The sequence below is a fragment of the Anaeromassilibacillus sp. SJQ-1 genome, from assembly GCF_046693725.1.
Classification (GTDB): domain Bacteria; phylum Bacillota; class Clostridia; order Oscillospirales; family Acutalibacteraceae; genus Anaeromassilibacillus.
In genome coordinates this window covers 26121-47323 of sequence record NZ_JBKEIV010000005.1, presented here as the reverse complement: position 1 = coordinate 47323, position 21203 = coordinate 26121, and the positions used below count along the sequence as shown (strand labels likewise).

Here is a 21203-nt window from a genome sequence, read left to right as displayed (position 1 = left end):
TCCGGATACCGTTGCAGTGGCCAGCGGTGGACTGGGTGCAAAAGAATGGCGGTCTGAAGCCGAGGCCATTCGCAGCGGCTTGGAACAGCGCGGCATCTCTTCTGAGCGCGTCTACTTGGGAAGATCAAAGCACCAACACAAAGGAAAATTTAGCATATACCTGTGAGATTCTCAAATCGCAATCGCTTAACCCAACTATCATCATTGTCACTGAGCGCTATCATATGTTCCGCGCACTACAGATTGCGCAGGAACACAGGGTAACCGCATACGCCGTACCGGCAAAAACGCCCTGGTATATTCTATCCGCCAGCTACGGCCGCGAATTGCTTGCACTGACAAAATTTTATCTGTTCCCTTGGCTTTCATAAAAACACGGCTTTTGCTGCATAATTATGAACTTTTTCCTGTATGAAAATCTACATTTAATGTGAATATTATTCACCTATCATCTCTTATAAAAAGGAACATATTCTGCCACAATCCAGTAAAATTCGTATGATTTATTTCCCTTAATTTGCCACAAATTTTGCCGCATCTTGCGCATAAAAGCAGACCGCGATAAAATAAATGCGCTTTTATCCGCATGCGCTGAAAGCCTTGGAATGAAACCAGGGTATATAAAGCGCCCGCCCAAGGCCCTTCCGCGCGGGGCTTTCGCGCCGGTGAAAGCAGCGATTTGGGTCCGACTGGAGAGGAAAACATTCGGCAACAACGGGTGACCGTTCTCGTCCGGTGTTCCAGTCGGGCCCTGTGGCGCATGCGGCGGAATCCTCCCGAGCCTAGGAATGGGATTCCACCGCAGGCTTTTTCATTTTATGACCGTTTTTTGATAGAGAGTTCCCGGTTGGACAGCTTAAACTCTGTGACGAGTGTATCCATGACCTCCTGAATCACTGCGCTTTGGCGCGGTGTCAGGCCCTCCAACACAATGGTAGTCCGGTTGTCCAGGCCTAGCAGGTAATCAGCAGAAACGCGATACAGCAGGGCCAGCTCTGCGAGCACATTGACCGAAGGAAAAGAAATGTTGTTTTCGTAACTGGATATTGCAGCTCTAGTTATCCCCAGCCTTTGGGCCACCTGCGATTGCGATAAATTCTGTTTTTCCCGCAGTTGCCTGAGCCTTAGGCCAAAGTCATACACTACACATCACACCTTCGATGTAATTGTAGTATATCTATGTCAAATAATATTTGCAAAATACATAAAGAAGCGCTTCTAAAAATTGACAAACTTGTCAAACTGTGATACGTTTATGGTTGCAGAGGAAAAGATGGAGCAGGGATGGCCTGGGCCGCGCCTGAGAGCCGCTGCCCACATCGAAAAAGAGGCAAGGATTCTCTTCCGGATTTTCGTCCCCACAGCGGGTATTCTATGTAGCTCTCAGTCCAGGAATCTTATGTATATTCGCGCATCCACAAGCGGTATTTTCATTTTTTCCTGATTGCAAAAGCCGCCCCATGCTAAATAGCATGGGGCGGCTTTCTTTTGTATACAAGCGATCAATAGTTGACCGCACGGCGCTCAAAATAGGCTTGTGGATGTTTACACGCCGGGCAAACCGCGGGGGCCGACTTCCCGATGTGAATATAACCACAATTGCGGCAAACCCATACCGTCTCCTCACCAGCCTTGAATACAATGTCCTCCTTGATGTTCTGTGCAAGCTTCCGATAGCGCTCTTCATGCGCTTTCTCGATGCCTGCCACCAGGCGCATCTGTGCAGCCAATGCAGTGAATCCCTCTTCTTCAGCGACGTCTGCGAAGTTCTTATACATTTCAGTCCACTCATAATTTTCGCCGGTCGCTGCATCCTCCAGATTCTCCAGCGTTGTACCAATTCCGCCGTCGTGCAGGGCTTTAAACCACAGCTCTGCATGCTCCTTCTCGTTGCGTGCAGTCTCCTCAAAAATTGCTGCAATCTGCTCGTACCCCTCTTTTCTCGCCTTGGACGCATAGAACGTGTACTTGTTGCGAGCCTGCGATTCTCCCGCAAATGCTGCCATCAAATTTGCTTCTGTTCTGCTACCTTTTAACTCCATCGTTTTTTCCTCCTGTCTAAGTACCCAATATATTTCAGCCCCGTTCCATACGCGGGCCTGATTGCAATAAAACTCGGGACATAGATAGTCTGCCATCTCTTACCATCTATTATACATGGACATTTCCATAGAATCAATCGGAAAATCCAGTCGAATTTTAGAGAAAAAACATATATTCAAAGAGATCTTTTCAAATATTCCATATCCACACATTGAATTCCATTCTCGTAAATAGGTTCCGGATAGAAATCCACAAAAAAATTTGCAACCTTATGGGAAGGGACAAATCCAAATCGTCGGTAATATGGGAGCATCTGCATCGAAGTGCCGACATACATCGTTCGATATCGCTGCGCGTAAGTAGAAAAAGGAACTGAAGCATTTGCCCTGCATAACCGCGTCTTTGCAAAGGCTCAGCTGTGGCCAGATTTTTCAACTCACATGCATCCGGTCCATACTCCACCACCACGGCCACACAAGCTGCCACACCATCCGCATAGAGTACAAACAAATCGCCCTGGTCCAGATATTTCCCCACCATATCCTTGCTGGGGTCCGCCAATAAGAACAGCGGCATAAAGGCATCTTTGCGCTGCTCAACCTTCATGATCTCCATATCCCTTGCTTTCTCCTTGATGCAGAATGGCGCGATAGATGTCGCGCTTGGCCAGACCGCTCTCTCCTGCCGCCTGTTTTGCTGCCTCGGATGGTGTCAAACCTTGCTCCAGTTTCTTGAGCCAGCGCCACCGCCTCTTCCAAGGTATAGATTGCTGCCTCTGGTGCTGAGGCCCCCTCGATCACAAGCACGATTTCTCCCTTAAACGGATCATCCTTGCTGCGCTTCACAGCTTTCGCCAGGGTTGTCCGTACGACTTCCTCATGAATTTTGGTCAGTTCCCGAACAATCGCAATACGCCGGTCCCCCCAAACGTCCAGCATGTCCCGAAGGGTTGCGTAAAGCTTGTGTGGCGCTTCGTAGAAAACCATGGTGCGGCGCTCTGTTTTGACCTCCTCCAGATGGTCCCGACGGCTCTTTTTATTGACGCTCAAAAAGCCTTCAAAGGTAAACCGCCCCGTCGGAAGCCCGGAGATTGCCAGCGCAGAAACGACTGCACTGGGCCCCGGCACCACAAGGACCGGTATTCCCCGTTCGGCACACTGGGCCACTAACAATTCCCCAGGGTCGGAAATGGCGGGCATTCCTGCGTCTGACACCAGGGCACAACTCTCGCCTGCCTCTAACCGGGCCAGAATCTTCTCCCCGTGGTCGCGCTTATTGTGCTCGAAGTAACTGACCAGGGGCTTTTTTACGCCGAAGTGGTTCAGTAACTTCAGCGTGACGCGCGTGTCTTCTGCCGCGATAAAGTCTACTGTTGCCAACGTTTCTATGGCGCGTGGGGAAAAATCCGATAGATTTCCAATCGGTGTGCCGACAACATAGAGTGTTCCCGTCATACATGTCCCTCCTTATAAGAACCGTAAATCTGCAACATCTTCGAAGAGAAACCACCTGTGCCATCCTCCACCAAGAGCACCGGCTCCACGCGAAGGCTGGGCCTTCCGCCACGCACGGCCTGCAGCAGGAACAAAAACGGGGCCTTGTCCGGCCGCTGCTGCACAAAACACAGCCGTTTCGGCTCCAATCCTGCATGTCGAAGGTCTTCCATGGCGCCGGCGAGCCGTTCTGGGCGTAAACAGAAACAAAAACGCCCACCCCACCGCAACTGATATGCAGCCGCGGCAGCAATTTCTGCAAAGGTACAGGTTCCCTCATGCCGCGCAATCGAAAGGCCCTCTTGGGGATTTTTGATCCCTGTACCCTCCGGTTTATAAGGAGGATTGCAGGCGACCAGATCAAGCCCGCGGGGCGGATGTAAATAGGGTAACGCTTTTATATCATGATGTACGATACAAATGGTATCTTTCAACTGATTTCTTTCCACGGATTGCGACGCCAGCTCGCAAGCATCGCTCTGTATCTCAACCCCATAAATTTTTTCGGGCATAAAGCCTTCTCCGGACTGCGCCTTTGCACACCAGATCAACGGAATGGCACCGCAACCCGTACCGAAATCTGCACAGATTTCTCCTCTTTCGGTGCAGAAAACCACGCAAGCAAAACCGTATCTGTATTAAATCGATGCGTAGAAGAGACGAGCACAGAGACTTTAGAAGAAAGAGGTTCCCAGTGGGGAGAGGTATTGGCCAAGGGAGGCCCTCCTTTCTGATTTCAAAAAATATATAACAAGATTCGTCCCGCTTCCTTCAAAGCAAGCGGCATCTTGTTCAAAACGCAAAAAAGGCGAAGCGCATTGGACGCTTCGCCTTTCAGCTTTCTGACGAATGAATTATGCCTGAGCAGGAGCGCCAACTGGGCAAACTTCTGCACATGCGCCACACTCGGTGCAGGTGTCGGGATCGATCACAAACTTGCCGTCTCCCTCAGAGATCGCGTTAACAGGGCAGCCCGCAGCACATGCGCCACAGGAAATGCACTCATCACTAATTGCGTATGCCAAAGGTAACACCTCCATTAAGTTTTACAAGCCTATTTTAACACAGAATACCAAAAAAGCAACAGTTTATTGGTGGTTTGGGAAAATTTTCATTGGCTTCCATCGGCTACTTTGTCGATATTCCAGAGAACTTCTGTGAAGAAACAATTACCGCTGAAATAGCAAAACCGGGAGAAAAAAGGCGTACCTCCTTACTCTCTGGCACAATCCAACTCCACCGGCTTCTCCTCATTTGTCCATTTCAAATGGCGCCAAGGGGTGGAACCTCCGACAACCTTCTCGGAAAGCATCCCTTGCGTTTTTTTATCGAAAAAAGACAGGCAATGGAGTATATTCGCATAAGTACAGTATCTATCAGTAAAACAGCGAAAGAAAAATAAAGAAAATTACAACAAATGAAAGAGCCCCATCTATCGACTTATAAAGAGAAATACAGCGTTTAAAAAATGACACTTAAAATAGAATGTCATTTCTTTCGATATAAAACCGAAGTGTACGTCTGCTGGTGTAGAGTTTTGCTTACAAGGCGTCGCCGAAAGCTTCCTTCTGTTTTCCGAGAACCTCTTGCCGGTTCGTCTCTTATTTTCACCCTTTCTCTTATAGATGTACTTTTCTACGAATCAGCATGGAAGCCATTCCGATCATCAAATAGATTGCCGCATATCCCCAAAAGGCCGGATCTCCCATGTCAAAAAAGCACCACGCGCCAAATAAAAACAGAATGGCATTCGCGGCTGGAAATCCCCACATTTTCGAAATGTTTCCTCCCGCAAAAGTGCCTGCCACCGCCGAATACGCCGGATTGACGGCAAACAACAACAGGATTCCAAAAAACAGTCCCGCATCGCTAGGGGCAAAAGCGGCCACACATCCAGGCAGCACGATCATAACAAAGACGGAAGCCAACAGCCAAATCCACCATTTTCTTTTCATATATAACCATTTCTTTCTGTCGCGCTGCGAGGTGCAAAAAATGCTGCAACGTAGTGCCTCGGGCGCAACAATACTGTAATTGTTCGAATCATCTTGAGGAAACAGGTACACTCCTGAGCACGCGGATGGAAACGAGTGCAATATGGATGGTCCCTTACTGTCCCCCATTCCAAATACATGCTGCCGTCCTTCCACACATCCAGCTGCTGTAGAAGCAGCAGCCACGGCTTTTCCACCCCAAGATGGTCTGGCGACTGTTCCATCTACCGCTTAGATGTTAAGCACGCCTGCGATTTTCAGGGAATTGATTGTGTGGGCCTTCTTCGAGACCATACTCCATTTATACAGCCTCAAACCTTTTTCTCCTTTGGATTCCCTTTGAAAATAAGACCGTTGGGCTAAAACGATGCCTGTCTCCTCGGACGCAAACAAGCCTTTGTCCCAAAAGCTTAGACCCCTGCGGTCCTTTCATCCCCTAAGCACAACCGCCTTCTCCGATCGAGAGGAATCAAAAGGGCCGCCTTGCAGAGTATCCAGCAATGCAGCCCTTCACAATTATTCAGATGGTTTGTCCGTACTCGATTCGGCCTCTTTCGCCCTTTCCGGGGCCTCTGCTACAAGGGGCTTTGGAGGCTCAACTGGGCGGTGCTCCCGCGGTTGTCCTCCACGAGACGCCCGATGCATTCCTTTCGGCGCGCCGGTTGGGTGCTCATTACCACTGCGCCCCTGCTGTGAAGGACGCCCCTCACTCACGGACTTCGAAGCTTCTCCTGCCGCGCGCTGCGGACGCCCTTCCTTCTTTTGCGGACGTTCACGGCGCTCGGTTGTCCGGTTGTTCTGCTGCGCGGGACGTTTTTCACGGTCCTTCGGCGACTGCTCCCGGCGTGCCACCGTATTTGGGTCCCGCGGTGGCCGCCGATCCGCCGTGCGTTCCTTTTGCTCGGATTTTTCCGGCTTTTCCTCCTCCAGATCCAGGAGGCCTTCCACATCGAGAACCTCCTCATCGTCCTCTATATCCGCTTCTGGCTCCTTCTTTTCCACGCCGCCCTTTCCACGCAACAGTTTAACCTGTTTCACCTGGAAAGTCTGTGGCGCAGCCTCTGGAGCGGAATCCAAACGAACCTGCAAGTTGCCCGTGATAATATTTTGGTCCACTACCACGCCCTTGCCCGCCGGGGTCATTACCACAGAGTTCACCGACGGCGTACGGCGCAAAAGATCCGCATACGCCTCCTGCTCATATTTCAGACAACACATCAGCCGCCCGCAAGTACCGGAAATCTTCACAGGGTTGAGCGACAGGCCCTGTTCCTTTGCCATCTTGATGGACACGGGCTGGAATCCGCTTAAAAAAGAGGAGCAGCAGAATGGCCTGCCGCAAATTCCAAGCCCTCCCAGCATTTTGGCTTCATCGCGCACACCGATTTGCCGCAATTCAATGCGGGTTCGGAAAACAGACGCCAAGTCTTTGACGAGTTCTCGGAAATCCACACGCCCGTCCGCTGTAAAGTAAAACAAGATTTTGCTGTTGTCAAATGTGTATTCCACATCGACCAGCTTCATCTCCAATTTATGTGCGGCAATTTTCTTGACACAGATGTCAAAAGCGGTCTTCTCCTTGATGGAGTTTTCCGCCACTTTTTTCATATCGTCCTTCGTTGCAAGCCGGATGAGTTTTTTCAGCGGTTGGACAATATCCTCCTCCGCAATCTCCCTGCGCTCCATTGCAACCTCGCCGCACTCCACGCCGCGTGCGGTCTCGACGATCACATTGTCACCGATTTTTATTTCGTACTCTTCCGGGTCAAAGTAATACACCTTACCCATGTTTTTAAAACGAACGCCAATTACTTCAGCCATATACAACCTCCCAACCATCGCGGGACCGATGGCTTTCTTTTCCGAATTAGGATGCCCAATTTTTATACATTTCGCCCGTGGGCGGCGGTTCGTATACGGGCGCAAAATGTCGTCACCAACAGTGCTGCGTTGGCATTCTGGTTCTGTGCCTTCTGCGCGCCCTGAACATATTCCAAAAGACGCATCAACTGGCCGCGTGTCAATGCATGCGCCAACGCTTCGGCGTCCTCTGGTTGGTGCGAAAGACATGAAGTCCCGCCGGCGCGCAAAACACACGCATCGCGGAACAACAAAGCAAGCTGCTGCAAAACACGGCGAAACCGCTCCTTATCTTTTATCAGCGGTGCAGTCAGCTCCAATAGCATGACTTCCCCCGAGGCCGGAATTGCCTGGGAAATCGCCGCAGTAAGCGCCAAGTCAGTATCGGACGGCTGTTCCTCCCCTTCCAAAGTGAAGATCTGCGCACGCGAACGCACCGTTGGCAGGAGCTTTACCGCTGAAGTCACGGTCAGAATAAACATTACCCGTTCCGGCGGCTCTTCAAACACTTTCAAAAGGGCATTCTGCGCCTGCTCCGACATCGCCTCCGCTCCTTCCAAAAGGAATACGCGAAGCGGCGCTTCATTGGGCTTAATATAGGCGTCGGAACGGATTTGCCGCACCGTGTCCACATGGAAAGAGCGCGCTGCTGTTCCACCGCCTGCAATGGTAATGTCCGGGTGGGCACCTGCCGCTGCCTTCATGCAGCCGGAACAGCGCCCACAGGGCCGTTCCCCTTCCCCCGTACACACCGCTGCTTTGGCGATCCACCGCGCCAGTTCCGCCTTTCCAGAGCCTGCCGGGCCCTCCAAGATCATCGCATGCGGTAGGCGGGATTCCGCAAAAGCCCGCGAAAGGCTTTGCTTGACCCCCTCACTACAGCTAATTCCTTCAAAATTCATACCTTTTCAAAGCGATCCACGTCGAGCACGAAGATGGTCGCGCCGCCGACTGTAACTTCAATCGGCACAGAGGTGTACAGCCCTGCATCCATCGTGGAGGTGCTGGGTACAATCTGTGTACGCCTGCTGCTCTGTTTCCGGATGATGTCGATGACCTTCTCGACTTGATCGTCCTCCACACCGGAGATAAACGTCGTATTGCCAGCCATCAAAAAACCGCCTGTAGTCGCTAATTTTGTGACAGAGAATCCCTCCTGTGTCAACGCAGAAGAGACCATGCTGCTATCATCCTTACTCACAATTGCAAGTACCAGTTTCATCGAAAATCCCTCCGTTGATTCTTGGCCAACCCAAACGGGCGGCCCATGTGGCAAGGTTATTCCTAAAACTCTGCCGATATGTTCTCTTTGACCGCTTCTGAACCTTGCGGTTTCAAAATGCATGCCAATCGCCCACTGTGGGCAAGTGAATCCTTTCTGTACCTAAGTATGCAGAAAGTTTCTTTCTTATTTTAGCACTTTTATGGATGAAAAGCCATAGGCGCGCAAAAAGTCCATCGCGTCTTTTGTAATTTCCTCTCCCGGCATTACAACGGGCACCCCCGGTGGGCACGGACATGCCGGTTCTGCTGCAATCCTCCCAGCGCTTTCTTCCAGATAAATCCATTCGGACGGGGCCAATACGGCCTCCCGAAGAGAAATCCGCGCAGGAGGGAGGGGCGGTATCCCGATCGTATGGGGAACAGGCTTCCTCTCCAGCCCCCTAGGAAGCGGAACCGCCTTCCTCGCCTCGCGGTCTGCCAACAGGCGAATCCCGATTTCCAACCGTTCAAAGTCCCGCTCCCTGTTAAATGGCGTAACAATCAACACAACAAACTGGCTATCCGCATATTCCGGCTCACAGCCCGCATGCCGGAGGATCTCCGCCGCCTCCAGCCCGGACAATTCCACGGAGGAAGCGTCCAACGTAATGCGCGTTGGGTCCCAGCGGCGCGGATCTTCCCACCAACCCATTCCAGGAACATGTAGCCCGGATTTCTCCGCCTGCTTTTTAAGTTCGCGGACACGGGCCTGTAAATGACAAAACTCCGCCCGGCCATGCTCTTCCAGCCATGCCCGGCACCAGTCCAATGAGGCCATGATCGGATAGGACGGGCTGGTCGAACCAAACAGGGCCATTGCATTCTTTGCGTCACGAACAAATCGTTCGTCCGCAATGTTCAACCAGGCGCCGCCGGTCAAGACATTGAGCGTCTTGTGCGCCGAACAGGCGGTCATGGAGGCCCCCAGTGCAATTGGATGCAGGACGGGCTCCGTGAAGAAGAGGTGCGCGCCGTGGGCATTGTCCACGAGCAGGGGATTCCCCGCTCCCGGCACGCCGCGGAAAGCGCGGGGATGTCTGTCAACTCCCCGTAATAATTGGGACTGGTCACGTAGACCGCCCGCGCATCGGGATGCAAGGCAGCCGCATCCGCGAGTTCCTCTGGAAGAGCCCAGACGGGTTCCAGGCCCAACAGTGCCATGGCGTTCACCGCGGAGCGGTGCACCACACGCCCACACAGGATCTTCCCCCCGTTTGGCGCGGCCAGGCGCAGCATGGCCTGAATACAAAGGGAACACCCCCCTGCGGAGAACAACGTGCGCTTTGTACCAAAGAGCCGCGATGCAGCCTGCTCCGCGCGCAGAATGGGCCCTTCGGCCTCAAAAAGGCTGTCGGTATCCGGCAATTCTGTAAAATCGAGCGTTAAAAGGTCGTCCGGCAATGCAGCTGGATTGTTTTTATGTCCGGGTGTATGGAAGGCCGCGCGGTGCAGGGCGCGGTGTTCCATCAACGCGGTGTAAAGAGGTGTTTCAGACATGGGATGGGTCCTTTCTTTGCGTATTGTTAAGAATTTTATGTATATTTGACAAATTATACAATATATTTTCTCTATAATTATTTTTAAATCATTTTAAAAAGTCGTCCACTTTGGGATTATCGAATCGTTATGAATTATTAGAAACTATTTTTATATTATTATAGTTTAGGATTTATAGGTTCATTTATATTTCTATGCCTTCAAACCTTAAAGGATAAATCAAAAGATTCATTTTAGGGAGGAGATTCCAATATACCATTTAACCTTATAACGCAACGATTTTGGAAAGCAAGGAAGGGAAATTTTTATAAAAACACAAGTAAAGAAAAGAATCTTAGCTTGTATTCTGTGTATCGCCTGCATCGACTGTTTCACAGGACAGGCCGGCGCAGAACACGAATCTATCCAAGAACCCTTGGAAACCACCTCTGAAAAAACAATTGACTCCCATGATGAAACAGATACGGGCCTCACCTTTTCAGCTGGCCAGGCCGAACGAGATCCAGATTCCTGCATCCACCATGACGGAAGAAGAGCTTCCTGAAGATTTCGAAGAACCTCTTCCGGAAATCGAAGAAATGGGGATTGAGGTGTTGGAAGAAACCGTTCCGGAGACAGCCGCCCTTCTTTCGCAAAGGGCAACAGGAACCGATCTGGCTGTATCCAATCCACGCGCCACCAATCATACAGAGCCATTTCCCAACATGGTAGATGTACCGATTGCGGTCACGATTCAAAATCTCGGTTCCACGACGATCTCCAGCTTTTCTTATGCGGTTTACTTAGATGCGCAAATTCTGACCACCAAAACCGTTCAGGTCACATTGGCGCCAAATACAACTGCTACTCTGAAATTAAACTTTAAGAACCGCATTGGCGGTACGCACACGTTGTTGGTAGACGCCTGGCTGCCCAGCGGTGTGACAGAGACCAACACCGCGAACAACACGGTCTCCAAAGATTTTCAATGGGCGGACGCCGTTTCCGTAAGGGCCTATGCCATTAACGGGCCCAGCAGCGTGGAACCCAGAGTCAACCACGAATATGAAGTGAGCGTCGCAAACCTGGGGAACTTGGATGCGGTGGATATTCCCGTCCGGTTCCTTTTAAATGGAAAAGACCTTGGCGCAGCCGCGAGGGTCAGCATTCCCGCAAGAAAGGTTTTAAACTTCTCTGTGAAAGCAAAATTTCAAAATTCCGGACAAGCTTCTCTTGGTATGTCCGTGGACCCGCAGCATACGAGCGCCGACATCGATCCGGACGACAACGAGCTGTCAAGAACGTTCCAGGTGCTCTCCTTTTCCAATAGCTTTGGTGGAAAGTGGAAAAACGCAGACGGCATCTCCGTGCAAATCCTCGACAAAGTAAAAAGCCTGGTTGACAAAGAAGATTTCCGTCTCAGCATGGATGGGATTGTCTCCCAGATTGAATCATGGAACGATGTTGCGGACGGCGTATCCTTTGGGGACATCGAGGTATCGGACACGGACGAGGACCTGGGGATGGACATTCGAATGACGTGCGGCTCTATCATTACTCCTGGAGGTTATCAAGCTCTAGGATATGCAATGACCATGGACGAAAACGGCCAAGTCTTAGAAGGCGACGATGATAGCATGAATGGAAACTGGGAGATTCTATTGTACGTGCAACCGTTTCCTTAAACTCCAACGCCATTCTAAATTACAGCTCTGCAATCCAGGCCCAGACAATTATCCACGAATTTGGTCATGCGCTTGGTCTAAAACATCCGTCTTGTACGGAGACAGCCGTCATGCAGCCAACTACAGCTACGGCCGCTTACGTCATCCTCGACCACGACATCGAGTCTCTTCAGGCGATCTATGAATAGGAGGGGAATCAACATGATGAAAAAGCTTTTTATCTCCCTGTGTATGGCCGTTCTGTTGACGGCAATGGTCGTAATTCCCAGCGTTCATGCTGAGGAAATGGATATCCAAAGCTTGCCGTTCCATTCGATCGAAGGTTTTATCGTAAACGAACCAGAAACCTTTGCGAGCCTTGTAGAGCGGTCTCCCTATATTGTAAAAGGCGTTCTATCGGATGCGAAAAATTACCTGCCCATTGAGGATGATCCGGAGTACGGATCAACAACGGGATTTACGCACTCCACCCTCACCATCACGGAGTCCTTCAAAGGAGACTTAAAAGCGGGGGACACCATCCCCTTTATAGAAGGCTACTTTATCCAAGAGGATTCTCTTGGAAACCCGTCCGTTGTCTCCTATTTTGGGCACCAGCCCATTATACAAGGGCGGGAGTACATCCTTTTTATTTGTCCAGGAAATCACGCAGCGGACGTTGGCCGACCATGGAGCGGAGCATTTTCTGAGACACATCCCTGGTGCGCCAGCTTTGCTGTCCCTGAAGACGGCGAACTCGTCCTCCCTGAACATCTGAGTGCCCATGGTGAAGAGCAGTATGCCGCATGGTATCAGTCCGCACTGGAGCGGTATGATGTTTAAAGGAAAGGCCATTCTTTCGAATAACTGGGAAGAGAACACATAAGAGGCTTTCTTTTAGGGCCACCAGGACTCGATCTGCAAAGGCAAAAACCATGATGGGGTTACACCTATGAAGCTCAACAAAACCGGATGTTTTGCACATCCTAAAATTCTTTTGGGGTTCGTTCTGTTGATCGTTGCGGCAATAGCCATCTTCCTAACGACCCGGCCGGAAGAGACCCCCTACTCCTTCTTCTCGGACAGCTTTGGCCTGGCCTTGCCAGATCACACGGAGGTTCTGTTCGAGGAGGATACCTATGGCGCTATGGGCGACGGATACCGGCTTTATGCCTTTTCGCTCCCACCCGGCGAACTGGACGCTTTCCTCTCCCAGGGCGCTATGGCGCGCTGGTCGCCCCTCCCGCTGCCGGAGGACGTTGCGCAGTCCTTGCGGCAACGGGTACAGGCCATCGGTTCGCTCCCCGGCAAAGAACTGGCAAGGAACATCTTTGGCGAGAACGGGAACCGGCAGGGCTTCTACTGCATCCTTTCCTCGTGGTATAAACAGCCTGGGGCCGTGCTGAACCATGCGCATTTTGACCAAGATATCCCCTTGTTTCAAAACATCGTCGTGGGGATGGTCGATTTGCAGGATAACGCCATCTATTATTATTCCTGGAATCAGTAAAAATAGGGCTATCCCCATTTCAAATGATTCATGAGGAAACAGCCGCGGCTTTCTAGCAAATGCCGCCCGCCTTTCCGACAGTCTTTCGGAACTCCCGCCCCGCAATCCAAGTACAGACTACAAGAGTTGCATATCAAAAAAGCACATCTGGACAGCGCTTCCGGACGGTTTTCCCGCCAGGAGCGCTATTTTCATTATTAAATCCAACGCCCGGCCTAACAGAGAAAGGCGATAGCGCTTTCATGCAATCGCATTCCTGTCAACTGAAAAGCGGCCTATCCGCCCATATGACGGGCCGCTCCTTCTCTTTACATGGTCCGCCTGCTTTCACAGGATTTCCGCTTCCGGGCAAGAAAGCAAAATCCCCAGCCGTCTGCCCATATAGTCCTCGCCGTAGGCGCGTCCCGACCGGAGGTCCGCTCGCAATACGGAATGCCGTCCCTTCTTGCAAAACATCTGTTTTCTCCCATAGGACTTTCCCTTCCGAGCAGAAAGCAAAATTCCCAGCCGTCTGCCCATATAGCCCTCACCGTAGGTGCGTCCCGACCGGAGGTCCACTCGCAATACGGAATGCCGTCCCTTCTTGCAAAACATCTGTTTTCTCCCATAGGACTTCCCCTCCCGAGCAGAAAGCAAAATCCCCAGCCGTCTGCCCATATAGACCTCACCGTAGGTGCGTCCCGACCGGAGGTCCGCTCGCAATACGGAATGCCGTCCCTTCTTGCAAAACATCTGTTTTCTCTCCACAGGACTTCCCCTCCCGAGCAGAAAGCAAAATCCCCAGCCGTCTGCCCATATAGCTCTCACCGTAGGTGCGCCCCGACCGGAGGTCCGCGAAAGACGCTGTGCGTCCGCATTCTGACCGGGGATCTGCGTCGAGACATGACGCAGCCCTTTTTTCAATATAAATGGGAATACGGGACGATGGACATTGTGCGTAAGAATTTATCACATGTGTCCCTTTTCGTCAAAATTCTTCGTTGTTAATGAACAAAAGAAAATTTTGAGCCAAAAACAACAACGCCTATTTTCGTTTGTACAACCGGCGGCCAACGGGGGTTACACCGCCGCCGTTCTGTTGTGGAACCTGTCCCGCTTTTTTCAATGTCCCATCGTCATAAAACTGCCGCCACATGCGGTAAAAACGTCAGACGTCCTCAGGAGGGGAATCCATGAATCCATTCGGAATCTTTGTTTGCATTTTATGGGGAACCGTCGCCCTTTTCAGCGTCCTCTCGTTTGTCATGGTTGTACATAACAACCGCCGGAACCTCAAACGCGCACAGGCTGTGGTCATCGAAAAAAACACCGCCCCCTCCGGCCTCACCCATACAGCGCGCGCCTCGGATGTAAAAACGGACTATATCATCCTGTTCTCCATCGGCGGGGAAACCCGTTCCCTGTTTGCCGGGCAAGCGCTCTATACGGATTTACAGGTGGGTGACCAGGGTACTCTTTCCTACCGGGACGGCCGGGTGGTCGGATTCACGCGCGCGGCGTAAGCGGGCGCCCGCATAGAGCGCAACCGACTCTTTTCCTCGCATCGTATATACCCTGGAAGATTTCCCGAAGAAACCATTTTTTCTTGTTCGCCGTCTACGAAACAGGCCCACAGGTTTCCCAAGAGCTTCTAAATAGGAGTCAGAATTCTTATTGAGCGGTCGAGATCTCATTTCCTGTATTTGCGAAAGCAGAGACAGCGCTTTGGTCCGCCGCCTCTATTTGATTCTTACCGGTTGATCGAGCGCGCCATGCGGCGGTAAGTGTGGCGAATTCCCTTGATTGCAGAGGAATAGGCCATGATATTCTCCGGCAGCGCCATGCCGATATAGCCCGCGTCGCCCAGATGATGCATATCGGTGCCGGTCATCTTGCACATGAGGGCAATCTGCCGGATGGTCTGCTGGTCCGCGCCCTCCTGGGACGTCCCCACCGCGGTGAGCGTCAACAAGCCCAGGGAATGCGCATAGCTGACAAGCTCTCGGATATATTCCATGGTCACGCCCGGCACAGTCCCCGGCGCGGGCAGAAGGATCACATCGGCGCCCGCGTCGGCGAATTCGGAAATATCTTCGCGGGTGATGATCCCGCGCCCCGCTTCAGACAGGATGCCCGATGCGTGCATCTTGCCCGCAACCAGAATTACCTTGTCCCCCAGTTCCGGCGCAATGGCTGCAAGGGATTCTGTGATCGCTTTGTTTTGGACACCGATCCCCGGATTCCCCGTCAAGACGAGCATATCCGCCCCCATGGCGGCAGCCGTCTTCGCATTTTGCAGGCTGGCTTTGCGGCCGTTTGTCAAACTCCAGATGTCCTCATCCGAGCCCGCCGAAAAGGACTGTTCCGCCGGTTCCAAGTTGACCGCAACCAAGCGGCCCGTCAAACGCTTGATTTCCCGGATGGTATCCTTCGGTTCAACCTTCGGGAGACCCCAAATTTGGGGCTCGATCACATCGAACATGTTCAGAATGACCACGTCCGCACCCATGGCACAGACGAACTCCGCGTTGGTGATGTTTCCCAACATGGGCTGTACTGCGCCGATTGTTTCACACGCCAGTATGCGGCCCTCGCTCATGGCAATCGACTTTAAAATCTGGTCTTTATTCATGGTCTCCAGATCGGTGGTATTACAATCCAAAAGCCGTTTTAACATGCTTAATTCCTCCTAACAACAGGAGGCGGATGTCCCCATCCGCCTCCTTCTTTTATATTCTTTATCTGTTCCGCTTTTACAATCGAGTGGCAAATCCTAGAACATCCGAGATCAAATGCCGAGCAACGGCTTGATCGCCGCTTCCAGCTTTCCGACAACCTCTTCTGATGCCGCCTGGTCTGCGCCCTTGGCAGACAGATAGATCTTGATCTTCGGCTCCGTGCCGGACGGACGGACAATCACCTTGCTGCCGTTTTCCAGCCGGTATTCCAGCACATTGGATTTCGGCAGGGAGATTTCGCTCTCCGCGCCGCCGTCATAGCGCTTGCTCGCCTCGTAATCGGACCAGCCGGAGACCCGATAGCCCGCGATTTCCGCTGGCGCATTGGCGCGCAGGGTGTCCATGATGCGGTTCATAGTCTTCATGCCGTCCTCTCCCTCAAAGGCGAAGTTCAGCAGGCCGTTCTTATAATAGCCGTGCTTTGCATACAGCTCGTTCATCGCGTCGACCAAAGTCTTGCCCTGCTGCTTGTAGTAGTATGCCATCTGGCAAATCAGCATGCTCGCGTCCACCGCGTCCTTGTCGCGCACATAACCGCCGGAGAGGTAGCCATAGCTCTCTTCAAAGCCGAAGATATAGCGCTCCGGATGTCCCGCCGCCTCCAAAGAAGCAATCTGGTCCCCGATATATTTGAAGCCTGTCAGTACGCGGCGCATTTCAATGCCGTAGGATTTGGCCACCGCGTCCGCCATGTCCGTGCTGACGATCGTGGTGACAGCCACCGGGTCCTTGGGCATCTTCCCGTTTTTGATGCGCGCCTGTGCAATGAAGTCGAGAAGAAGCACGCCCACCTCATTGCCGCTCATCAGCACATATTCGCCGTTCTGGTTGACGGCGATGCCGCAGCGGTCGCAGTCCGGGTCGGTTGCAACCAACAGGTCGGCCTGTACCTTCTCCGAGAGCTCCAAGCCCTTCTGCAGGGCCTCTTTGACCTCTGGATTCGGGAACGGGCAGGTGGTGAAATGGCCGTCCGGCATCTCCTGCTCCGGTACGACGGTCACGTCGTCCACGCCGATCATGTCGAGGATGCGCGTCACGCAGACGCGGCCGGAACCGTTCAACGGGGTATAGACCACTTTCAATCCTTTGCAGGGCTCCGGGATGACGCTCTGGTTTAACACCTCCTGCAAGAAGGCATTGATGACCTCATCTTTAATATAGCTGATACGGCCTTCCTTTACGCCGTCCTCAAAGCTCATGCGTTTTACGCCTTCAAAGACATCCGTCTTGGCAATCGCATCGGAAACTTCCTTGGCCATTTCGCTGGTGATCTGGCAGCCATCGCTGCCGTAGACCTTATATCCATTGTATTTTGCGGGGTTATGGCTCGCTGTGACGCACACACCCGCATCGCACTTCAGATAGCGCGTGGCAAAAGAGAGGGTCGGCACTGGGGAAAGCCACGGATAAATGTGGGCATGAATGCCGTTTGCCGCCAAAACCGCCGCTGTCTCCTTCGCAAACACATCGGACTTGATACGGCTGTCATAGGCGATCGCCACATTTGCATTGCGCACATGCGCATTCAGGTAATCCGCGAGGCCCTGGGTGGCCTTGCGCACAATATAGACGTTCATGCGGTTGGTGCCCGCGCCGATCACACCGCGCAAGCCCGCCGTACCGAAATCCAGGTTGCAATAGAACCGGTCGTTGATCTCTTCCGGCTGGTCGCGGATCGCCTCAAGCTCCGCCGTCAAATCGGGGTCATCCAACTTCTGGGCCAGCCATCTTTCGTATTCACTCATCCTATAATCCCCTTTCATTTTGTAAAGCTCTATCTATGTTTCCCGCTCCCGCGGGGGATTTATTGGTTTCTACGTATAGAGTACCATGTGTTTTTGCCGCTGTCAACCAGCATACTGTCAGAGATTGTCCTTGATGAAATATCCCCAAAAGGCCCTCTCGTACAGGGACCGATTGAAACCAATCGTCCCATTTAAACAAGCTCTTTTCCTTTCAATATTATAACCCTTCATCCAATCGGGATAATATTTGTCACAATCCCCGCAGGGGTAATGTCGATGATCCCGTACGTTCCCAAGCTTCCGTGCAGGCTTCCCGGATTCAAAATATACAGGCCCTCGTCATATTCTGCTAAGGCCTGATGCGTATGTCCAAACAGCACGATGTCTGCCTTTTTTTCTCGGGCTGCACAGCAAATATTATACAATCCGTATTTTACATTATACGCATGCCCATGCGTATAAAAAAGTTTCTTTCCCTCCAAAGTGATCTCTCCCTCAACCGGCAGGTCACACCCCCAATCACAGTTGCCACGAACCTGTAAAAACGTTTTCTCGGGAAATTTTGCTTTAACCATTTCTGCTTCGTCCGCGCCGTCGCCCAGATGAATGACCACCTCGGCCTTCGGCTGGCGGAGCACCGCTTGTTCCAGTGAATACTGGTCCCTATGGGTGTCCGATACTACTAAGATTCGCATATAAATTCTTTCCCTTCCCTGTAAGATATTCCCGGACATGCCGAACCGCATTCCGATTTCTTTCATATACTATCTTATACCGACATATATTATTGATGACCAATCAAACAATATCCGCATGTCATCAAAAAAGGAGTGGTCGAACGATGGCAGTCAATCCGCCAAATGCTGAGCAGGCCAACATGCTCAACAATCTATTAAAAAGCCTCAGCCCCGCTGACACAGCAAAACTAAACCAGATCTTAAACGACAAGGAAGCAACCAACCGCGTGCTGAGCACCCCACAAGCGCAGGAGCTCCTGAAAAAACTGACCGGTAAGGGCTGAACCGCCCGGAATTCCCGCGCAAGCCGTACGGCCCATCCAGAAAGGAGGTACCGCGATGGATGACTTAACCGGAAAGATCAGCGAACTGCTGCAAAATCCAGCCATAGCGAGCCTTCTCAGCCAGTTCGGCGCGCCGCAGGGAGATACGCCGGAAGCGCAGCCACAGAGCGCCCCGCCCCCGCAACCGCCCGCCGCGCCGCAACCGCCCGCACAGGGAAACCCGCTTGCAGGTTTGGGATTGGACGGCGATATGCTTCAAACCGTTATGAAACTCGCGCCGCTGCTCTCCAGTATGAATCAGGAGGACGACAGCACCCGATTTCTACACGCATTGCGGCCTATGCTCAGTGACGAACGCCAGACAAAACTGGACCAGGCAACCAAAATTCTACAGCTCATGCGCATGTTGCCCATTCTGCGCAGCCAAGGTATTCTCTAGCAACCGGTTTTCCCCGATTTCTGGACGGTCTGGGGCTCTGGACCAAAAAGCGCTTTATGTGCGTCTTTTTCCCGTCGGTTTGTCCTGCACCCAAACCTAACCTACCAAATACGTGCCCTCTGTAACCTGTGGAAAACCGGCTGGCCCAAATGCTGTCGAGCGGCCAATATGCAATTATTGAACCCCATGTATTCCGATCGTCCACAGGCCATCGTTTTTGCACACTGTGCAAACCCCTGTGGAACGACGACGCGCGTCCTTTGGAGGTGGTGAGATGGCGATCAACGACAGCGAGATGAACCGGATGCAACAGGATGCCATCCGCCGTGTTCGCGAAATGCAGGCGCGCGCTATGCAGTACCAATCCGGCACACAGCCGGAACCGCGCCGCAGCGATACGCATCCCCAACAAGTGCAACAGCGGCAGCCTTCCCCGCCTGCCCGCAATGGTTCTGTAGAGCGGCGGGAAGCAACAAATTCACACAGCCAACACCCTACGCCGCGTCAAGGGTCGGCGTCGCATACAGAATCTACGCCACACACACAGCCAGATTCTTCCAATCCTCACACGGCTTCAGAACCGGCCCCTTCTGGACGAGAAACCGCGAATGCCGGCCAGCACCCGGCGCAGGTTCCCCGGCCACAGCAGACGGCCTCCATCCCGCCAGCCATGGTGCGGCCGGCCAATCCTGTGACCGACATCTTTCAAATGCTGTTTCGGGAAAGCGACCGGACGCTCCTTCTTGCTCTGATTTTAATTCTCAGTGAGGAAAAATCTGATCCCGGTCTGCTGTTTGCACTTCTGTATATTGCACTGTGACCTTGCGTCATGGCAACCGCCAGAGGGTGTCCCCAAACTACGAATCTTTGGATTCATAGGAAAGGGGCATCCTCTTTCTGTTTGGAAAAACATCTGCGTTTCTAAAAAAAGAGGGTATCCTTCCGTCATTTCATGACTTTTGGGACGCCCTCTTTCGTGCACTCATTCCTCTTCCAACGACCGGATTGCTGAGATATAGTATTGCTGTGTGGAGGAGTCCAAAGTCAACTCGTACTCCATATACTTGGTAGGCGTAGGTCCCTCGATGGTACTACTGGTCTGATTTCGCCATTCGTCGCTTGGGGATACATAACCCACGCGCAGATGGACCTTTCCACCGTTTTTGTTTTCGCTCTCCGTATAAGGGGTATAGCTGCTGTCAGAGCTGTACAGTGCCACATGGAATTCATTTTGAACCGAATCGTACTCAAAAAAAGTCTCTTCCGCCGGAGTTTTGGGCTGTAATTGGCAATCGGGGCCGAATAGTTCCCGGCAGGCATCCACTACATCCCCCAGAGGAACCAACGCGCGGCCAGCCTCATCGTACTCGGTATAGTTTGTCCCGTTGTTCGCCGTAATGGTTTTCCACAGGGATGCGTTCAGAATGAAATCTTCGTCCGCTTCCTCGATGGATTCGAATGGGGCGGGGTCCTGCATAACCACTGGCGTCAGGAACGTGTCATACTCGCGCAACTGGGAATCGTCCGTCATCGTGGTGTAAATACGGTTGCCAATGGTCCCGGCGATAAATACCACGCCCACCAGCGCCAGCAGAAGAACCAAAGCGCCCACTGCAACCCCATACCGCCTGCGCCCCTTCCGGCGTACAGGCTGTTCTGGCACCGAAGGAATCGTGTTCTCTTCCTCCGGCTCGGGCGCCCATTTTGTCAACAATGCGTCATCCTCGTCCGCATCCGGATAGAAATCATCGATCTCCGTCGCATCGTCCTCTGTCGGAGAAACCGTCGGCCGTTCTGTAAAGGCTTCGCGGTAATCGGCCGTAAAGTCGGCAATCTTTTCCCTGCGCCGTTTTCCCGCTGCAGGTAGCTTTTCCTGCTCCGTCCCCTCGGTTGATACCCCTTCCGGTTTTGGGTTCTTTCGCGCCCGGTTTTTTCGATTTTCCAGTTTATTATTCATGAATCCTCTCCGTATAATCGC

Annotated in this window: 25 protein-coding genes and 2 pseudogenes; 10 read left to right on the top strand and 17 right to left on the bottom strand. The window is 52.2% G+C overall.

Going from position 1 to position 21203, the window contains the following annotated elements:
- Nucleotides 1–371: YdcF family protein (locus tag ACGCCZ_RS01175; RefSeq protein WP_411655085.1), on the top strand; the 371-nt coding region annotated here is incomplete at its 5' end.
- Between the two features lie 445 nt (nt 372–816).
- Here the strand turns inward: ACGCCZ_RS01175 and ACGCCZ_RS01170 are convergent.
- From ACGCCZ_RS01170 to ACGCCZ_RS01145, 6 genes and pseudogenes are all read right to left on the bottom strand, one after another.
- Entirely contained in the window at nt 817–1143 is a 327-nt protein-coding gene (locus ACGCCZ_RS01170; protein WP_054324479.1) for a helix-turn-helix domain-containing protein, read from the bottom strand.
- A gap of 359 nt (nt 1144–1502) precedes the next feature.
- Nucleotides 1503–2042 (bottom strand): rubrerythrin, encoded by a 540-nt coding sequence (gene rbr, locus ACGCCZ_RS01165; protein WP_054324477.1) that lies wholly within the window; start codon nt 2040–2042, stop codon nt 1503–1505.
- Between the two features lie 190 nt (nt 2043–2232).
- On the bottom strand, nt 2233–2658 hold the full coding sequence (locus ACGCCZ_RS01160; RefSeq protein WP_411655084.1) for a hypothetical protein: 426 nt from the start codon (nt 2656–2658) through the stop codon (nt 2233–2235).
- Nucleotides 2639–3497, bottom strand: a pseudogene (gene rsmI / locus ACGCCZ_RS01155) (16S rRNA (cytidine(1402)-2'-O)-methyltransferase). Before rsmI ends, ACGCCZ_RS01160 begins: the two are co-directional and overlap by 20 nt.
- Complete coding sequence (locus ACGCCZ_RS01150; protein ID WP_411655083.1) at nt 3494–4153, bottom strand: tRNA1(Val) (adenine(37)-N6)-methyltransferase; 660 nt, start codon at nt 4151–4153, stop codon at nt 3494–3496. Before ACGCCZ_RS01150 ends, rsmI begins: the two are co-directional and overlap by 4 nt.
- 237 nt (nt 4154–4390) lie before the next feature.
- Nucleotides 4391–4561: a DUF362 domain-containing protein gene (locus ACGCCZ_RS01145; RefSeq protein ID WP_054324474.1), complete on the bottom strand. Its 171-nt coding sequence runs from the start codon at nt 4559–4561 to the stop codon at nt 4391–4393.
- A 74-nt stretch (nt 4562–4635) separates the two neighbouring features.
- Between ACGCCZ_RS01145 and ACGCCZ_RS01140 the strand changes: the two genes are divergently transcribed.
- Nucleotides 4636–4938 carry a hypothetical protein gene (locus ACGCCZ_RS01140; protein ID WP_411655082.1) on the top strand — a complete coding sequence of 101 codons (303 nt, stop codon included), beginning with the start codon at nt 4636–4638 and terminating at the stop codon, nt 4936–4938.
- A gap of 217 nt (nt 4939–5155) precedes the next feature.
- Here the strand turns inward: ACGCCZ_RS01140 and ACGCCZ_RS01135 are convergent, their stop codons facing one another.
- The 6 genes and pseudogenes from ACGCCZ_RS01135 to ACGCCZ_RS01110 form a co-directional block, all read right to left on the bottom strand.
- Entirely contained in the window at nt 5156–5491 is a 336-nt protein-coding gene (locus tag ACGCCZ_RS01135; protein ID WP_082402251.1) for a hypothetical protein, read from the bottom strand.
- Between the two features lie 987 nt (nt 5492–6478).
- A pseudogene (locus ACGCCZ_RS01130) lies at nt 6479–7351 on the bottom strand (PSP1 domain-containing protein); the annotation flags it as partial.
- A gap of 62 nt (nt 7352–7413) precedes the next feature.
- A complete protein-coding gene (locus tag ACGCCZ_RS01125) occupies nt 7414–8292 on the bottom strand; it encodes an ATP-binding protein (RefSeq protein WP_054324471.1) in 879 nt (292 codons plus the stop codon).
- Nucleotides 8289–8612, bottom strand: coding sequence for a cyclic-di-AMP receptor (locus ACGCCZ_RS01120; protein ID WP_085534260.1), 324 nt, complete (start codon nt 8610–8612; stop codon nt 8289–8291). The genes ACGCCZ_RS01125 and ACGCCZ_RS01120 overlap by 4 nt, the downstream gene beginning before the upstream one ends.
- 186 nt (nt 8613–8798) lie before the next feature.
- The gene (locus ACGCCZ_RS01115; protein ID WP_411655081.1) at nt 8799–9641 is read right to left on the bottom strand and encodes a hypothetical protein; all 843 of its coding nucleotides are present in this window, start codon (nt 9639–9641) and stop codon (nt 8799–8801) included.
- A complete protein-coding gene (locus ACGCCZ_RS01110) occupies nt 9566–10150 on the bottom strand; it encodes a hypothetical protein (RefSeq protein ID WP_411655080.1) in 585 nt (194 codons plus the stop codon). The genes ACGCCZ_RS01115 and ACGCCZ_RS01110 overlap by 76 nt, the downstream gene beginning before the upstream one ends.
- Before the next feature lie 449 nt (nt 10151–10599).
- Between ACGCCZ_RS01110 and ACGCCZ_RS01105 the strand changes: the two genes are divergently transcribed.
- The 4 genes from ACGCCZ_RS01105 (at nt 10600) to ACGCCZ_RS01090 (ending at nt 13303) form a co-directional block, all read left to right on the top strand.
- Nucleotides 10600–11814, top strand: a complete 1215-nt coding sequence (locus ACGCCZ_RS01105; protein WP_411655079.1) for a CARDB domain-containing protein — start codon at nt 10600–10602, stop codon at nt 11812–11814.
- Nucleotides 11778–12002, top strand: coding sequence for a matrixin family metalloprotease (locus tag ACGCCZ_RS01100; RefSeq protein WP_082402257.1), 225 nt, complete (start codon nt 11778–11780; stop codon nt 12000–12002). Before ACGCCZ_RS01105 ends, ACGCCZ_RS01100 begins: the two co-directional genes overlap by 37 nt.
- A 13-nt stretch (nt 12003–12015) precedes the next feature.
- A complete protein-coding gene (locus ACGCCZ_RS01095; RefSeq protein ID WP_054324468.1) occupies nt 12016–12636 on the top strand; it encodes a hypothetical protein in 621 nt (206 codons plus the stop codon).
- 109 nt (nt 12637–12745) lie between these two features.
- Complete coding sequence (locus ACGCCZ_RS01090) at nt 12746–13303, top strand: hypothetical protein (RefSeq protein ID WP_054324467.1); 558 nt, start codon at nt 12746–12748, stop codon at nt 13301–13303.
- A gap of 327 nt (nt 13304–13630) precedes the next feature.
- Here ACGCCZ_RS01090 and ACGCCZ_RS01085 read toward each other — a convergent pair whose 3' ends face one another.
- Nucleotides 13631–14050, bottom strand: coding sequence for a hypothetical protein (locus tag ACGCCZ_RS01085; RefSeq protein WP_411655078.1), 420 nt, complete (start codon nt 14048–14050; stop codon nt 13631–13633).
- 425 nt (nt 14051–14475) lie between these two features.
- Here ACGCCZ_RS01085 and ACGCCZ_RS01080 point away from each other — a divergent pair, with 425 nt between their 5' ends.
- The gene (locus tag ACGCCZ_RS01080) at nt 14476–14805 is read left to right on the top strand and encodes a DUF2500 family protein (protein ID WP_085534273.1); all 330 of its coding nucleotides are present in this window, start codon (nt 14476–14478) and stop codon (nt 14803–14805) included.
- Nucleotides 14806–15032: 227 nt separating this feature from the next.
- On the opposite strand, the gene ACGCCZ_RS01075 is transcribed toward ACGCCZ_RS01080, so the two are convergent.
- The 3 genes from ACGCCZ_RS01075 to ACGCCZ_RS01065 form a co-directional block, all read right to left on the bottom strand.
- Nucleotides 15033–15959 carry a PEP phosphonomutase gene (locus ACGCCZ_RS01075; RefSeq protein ID WP_085534275.1) on the bottom strand — a complete coding sequence of 309 codons (927 nt, stop codon included), beginning with the start codon at nt 15957–15959 and terminating at the stop codon, nt 15033–15035.
- A 111-nt stretch (nt 15960–16070) separates the two neighbouring features.
- Nucleotides 16071–17765: a phospho-sugar mutase gene (locus ACGCCZ_RS01070; RefSeq protein ID WP_054324799.1), complete on the bottom strand. Its 1695-nt coding sequence runs from the start codon at nt 17763–17765 to the stop codon at nt 16071–16073.
- Between the two features lie 227 nt (nt 17766–17992).
- The gene (locus ACGCCZ_RS01065) at nt 17993–18460 is read right to left on the bottom strand and encodes a YfcE family phosphodiesterase (RefSeq protein WP_411655077.1); all 468 of its coding nucleotides are present in this window, start codon (nt 18458–18460) and stop codon (nt 17993–17995) included.
- Nucleotides 18461–18606: 146 nt separating this feature from the next.
- Here ACGCCZ_RS01065 and ACGCCZ_RS01060 point away from each other — a divergent pair, with 146 nt between their 5' ends.
- The 3 genes from ACGCCZ_RS01060 (at nt 18607) to ACGCCZ_RS01050 (ending at nt 20045) form a co-directional block, all read left to right on the top strand.
- The gene (locus ACGCCZ_RS01060) at nt 18607–18786 is read left to right on the top strand and encodes a hypothetical protein (RefSeq protein ID WP_085534279.1); all 180 of its coding nucleotides are present in this window, start codon (nt 18607–18609) and stop codon (nt 18784–18786) included.
- 55 nt (nt 18787–18841) lie between these two features.
- A complete protein-coding gene (locus ACGCCZ_RS01055) occupies nt 18842–19225 on the top strand; it encodes a hypothetical protein (RefSeq protein WP_411655076.1) in 384 nt (127 codons plus the stop codon).
- Nucleotides 19226–19499: 274 nt separating this feature from the next.
- Nucleotides 19500–20045, top strand: coding sequence for a hypothetical protein (locus ACGCCZ_RS01050; protein ID WP_054324801.1), 546 nt, complete (start codon nt 19500–19502; stop codon nt 20043–20045).
- A gap of 162 nt (nt 20046–20207) precedes the next feature.
- Here the strand turns inward: ACGCCZ_RS01050 and ACGCCZ_RS01045 are convergent, their stop codons facing one another.
- A complete protein-coding gene (locus ACGCCZ_RS01045; protein WP_054324802.1) occupies nt 20208–21182 on the bottom strand; it encodes a hypothetical protein in 975 nt (324 codons plus the stop codon).
- Nucleotides 21183–21203 lie beyond the last annotated feature (21 nt).

Bases quoted from the DNA above. Each gene is read 5' to 3' on its own strand.
- ACGCCZ_RS01055 (WP_411655076.1), top strand. From the start codon at position 18,842: ATGGATGACTTAACCGGAAAGATCAGCGAACTGCTGCAAAATCCAGCC.
- ACGCCZ_RS01105 (WP_411655079.1), top strand. From the start codon at position 10,600: ATGATGAAACAGATACGGGCCTCACCTTTTCAGCTGGCCAGGCCGAAC.
- ACGCCZ_RS01060 (WP_085534279.1), top strand. From the start codon at position 18,607: ATGGCAGTCAATCCGCCAAATGCTGAGCAGGCCAACATGCTCAACAAT.
- ACGCCZ_RS01160 (WP_411655084.1), bottom strand. From the start codon at position 2,658: ATGGAGATCATGAAGGTTGAGCAGCGCAAAGATGCCTTTATGCCGCTG.
- ACGCCZ_RS01050 (WP_054324801.1), top strand. From the start codon at position 19,500: ATGGCGATCAACGACAGCGAGATGAACCGGATGCAACAGGATGCCATC.
- ACGCCZ_RS01120 (WP_085534260.1), bottom strand. From the start codon at position 8,612: ATGAAACTGGTACTTGCAATTGTGAGTAAGGATGATAGCAGCATGGTC.
- ACGCCZ_RS01135 (WP_082402251.1), bottom strand. From the start codon at position 5,491: ATGAAAAGAAAATGGTGGATTTGGCTGTTGGCTTCCGTCTTTGTTATG.
- ACGCCZ_RS01080 (WP_085534273.1), top strand. From the start codon at position 14,476: ATGAATCCATTCGGAATCTTTGTTTGCATTTTATGGGGAACCGTCGCC.
- ACGCCZ_RS01045 (WP_054324802.1), bottom strand. From the start codon at position 21,182: ATGAATAATAAACTGGAAAATCGAAAAAACCGGGCGCGAAAGAACCCA.
- ACGCCZ_RS01095 (WP_054324468.1), top strand. From the start codon at position 12,016: ATGATGAAAAAGCTTTTTATCTCCCTGTGTATGGCCGTTCTGTTGACG.
- ACGCCZ_RS01090 (WP_054324467.1), top strand. From the start codon at position 12,746: ATGAAGCTCAACAAAACCGGATGTTTTGCACATCCTAAAATTCTTTTG.
- ACGCCZ_RS01065 (WP_411655077.1), bottom strand. From the start codon at position 18,460: ATGCGAATCTTAGTAGTATCGGACACCCATAGGGACCAGTATTCACTG.
- ACGCCZ_RS01070 (WP_054324799.1), bottom strand. From the start codon at position 17,765: ATGAGTGAATACGAAAGATGGCTGGCCCAGAAGTTGGATGACCCCGAT.
- ACGCCZ_RS01075 (WP_085534275.1), bottom strand. From the start codon at position 15,959: ATGTTAAAACGGCTTTTGGATTGTAATACCACCGATCTGGAGACCATG.
- ACGCCZ_RS01110 (WP_411655080.1), bottom strand. From the start codon at position 10,150: ATGTCTGAAACACCTCTTTACACCGCGTTGATGGAACACCGCGCCCTG.
- rbr (WP_054324477.1), bottom strand. From the start codon at position 2,042: ATGGAGTTAAAAGGTAGCAGAACAGAAGCAAATTTGATGGCAGCATTT.
- ACGCCZ_RS01125 (WP_054324471.1), bottom strand. From the start codon at position 8,292: ATGAATTTTGAAGGAATTAGCTGTAGTGAGGGGGTCAAGCAAAGCCTT.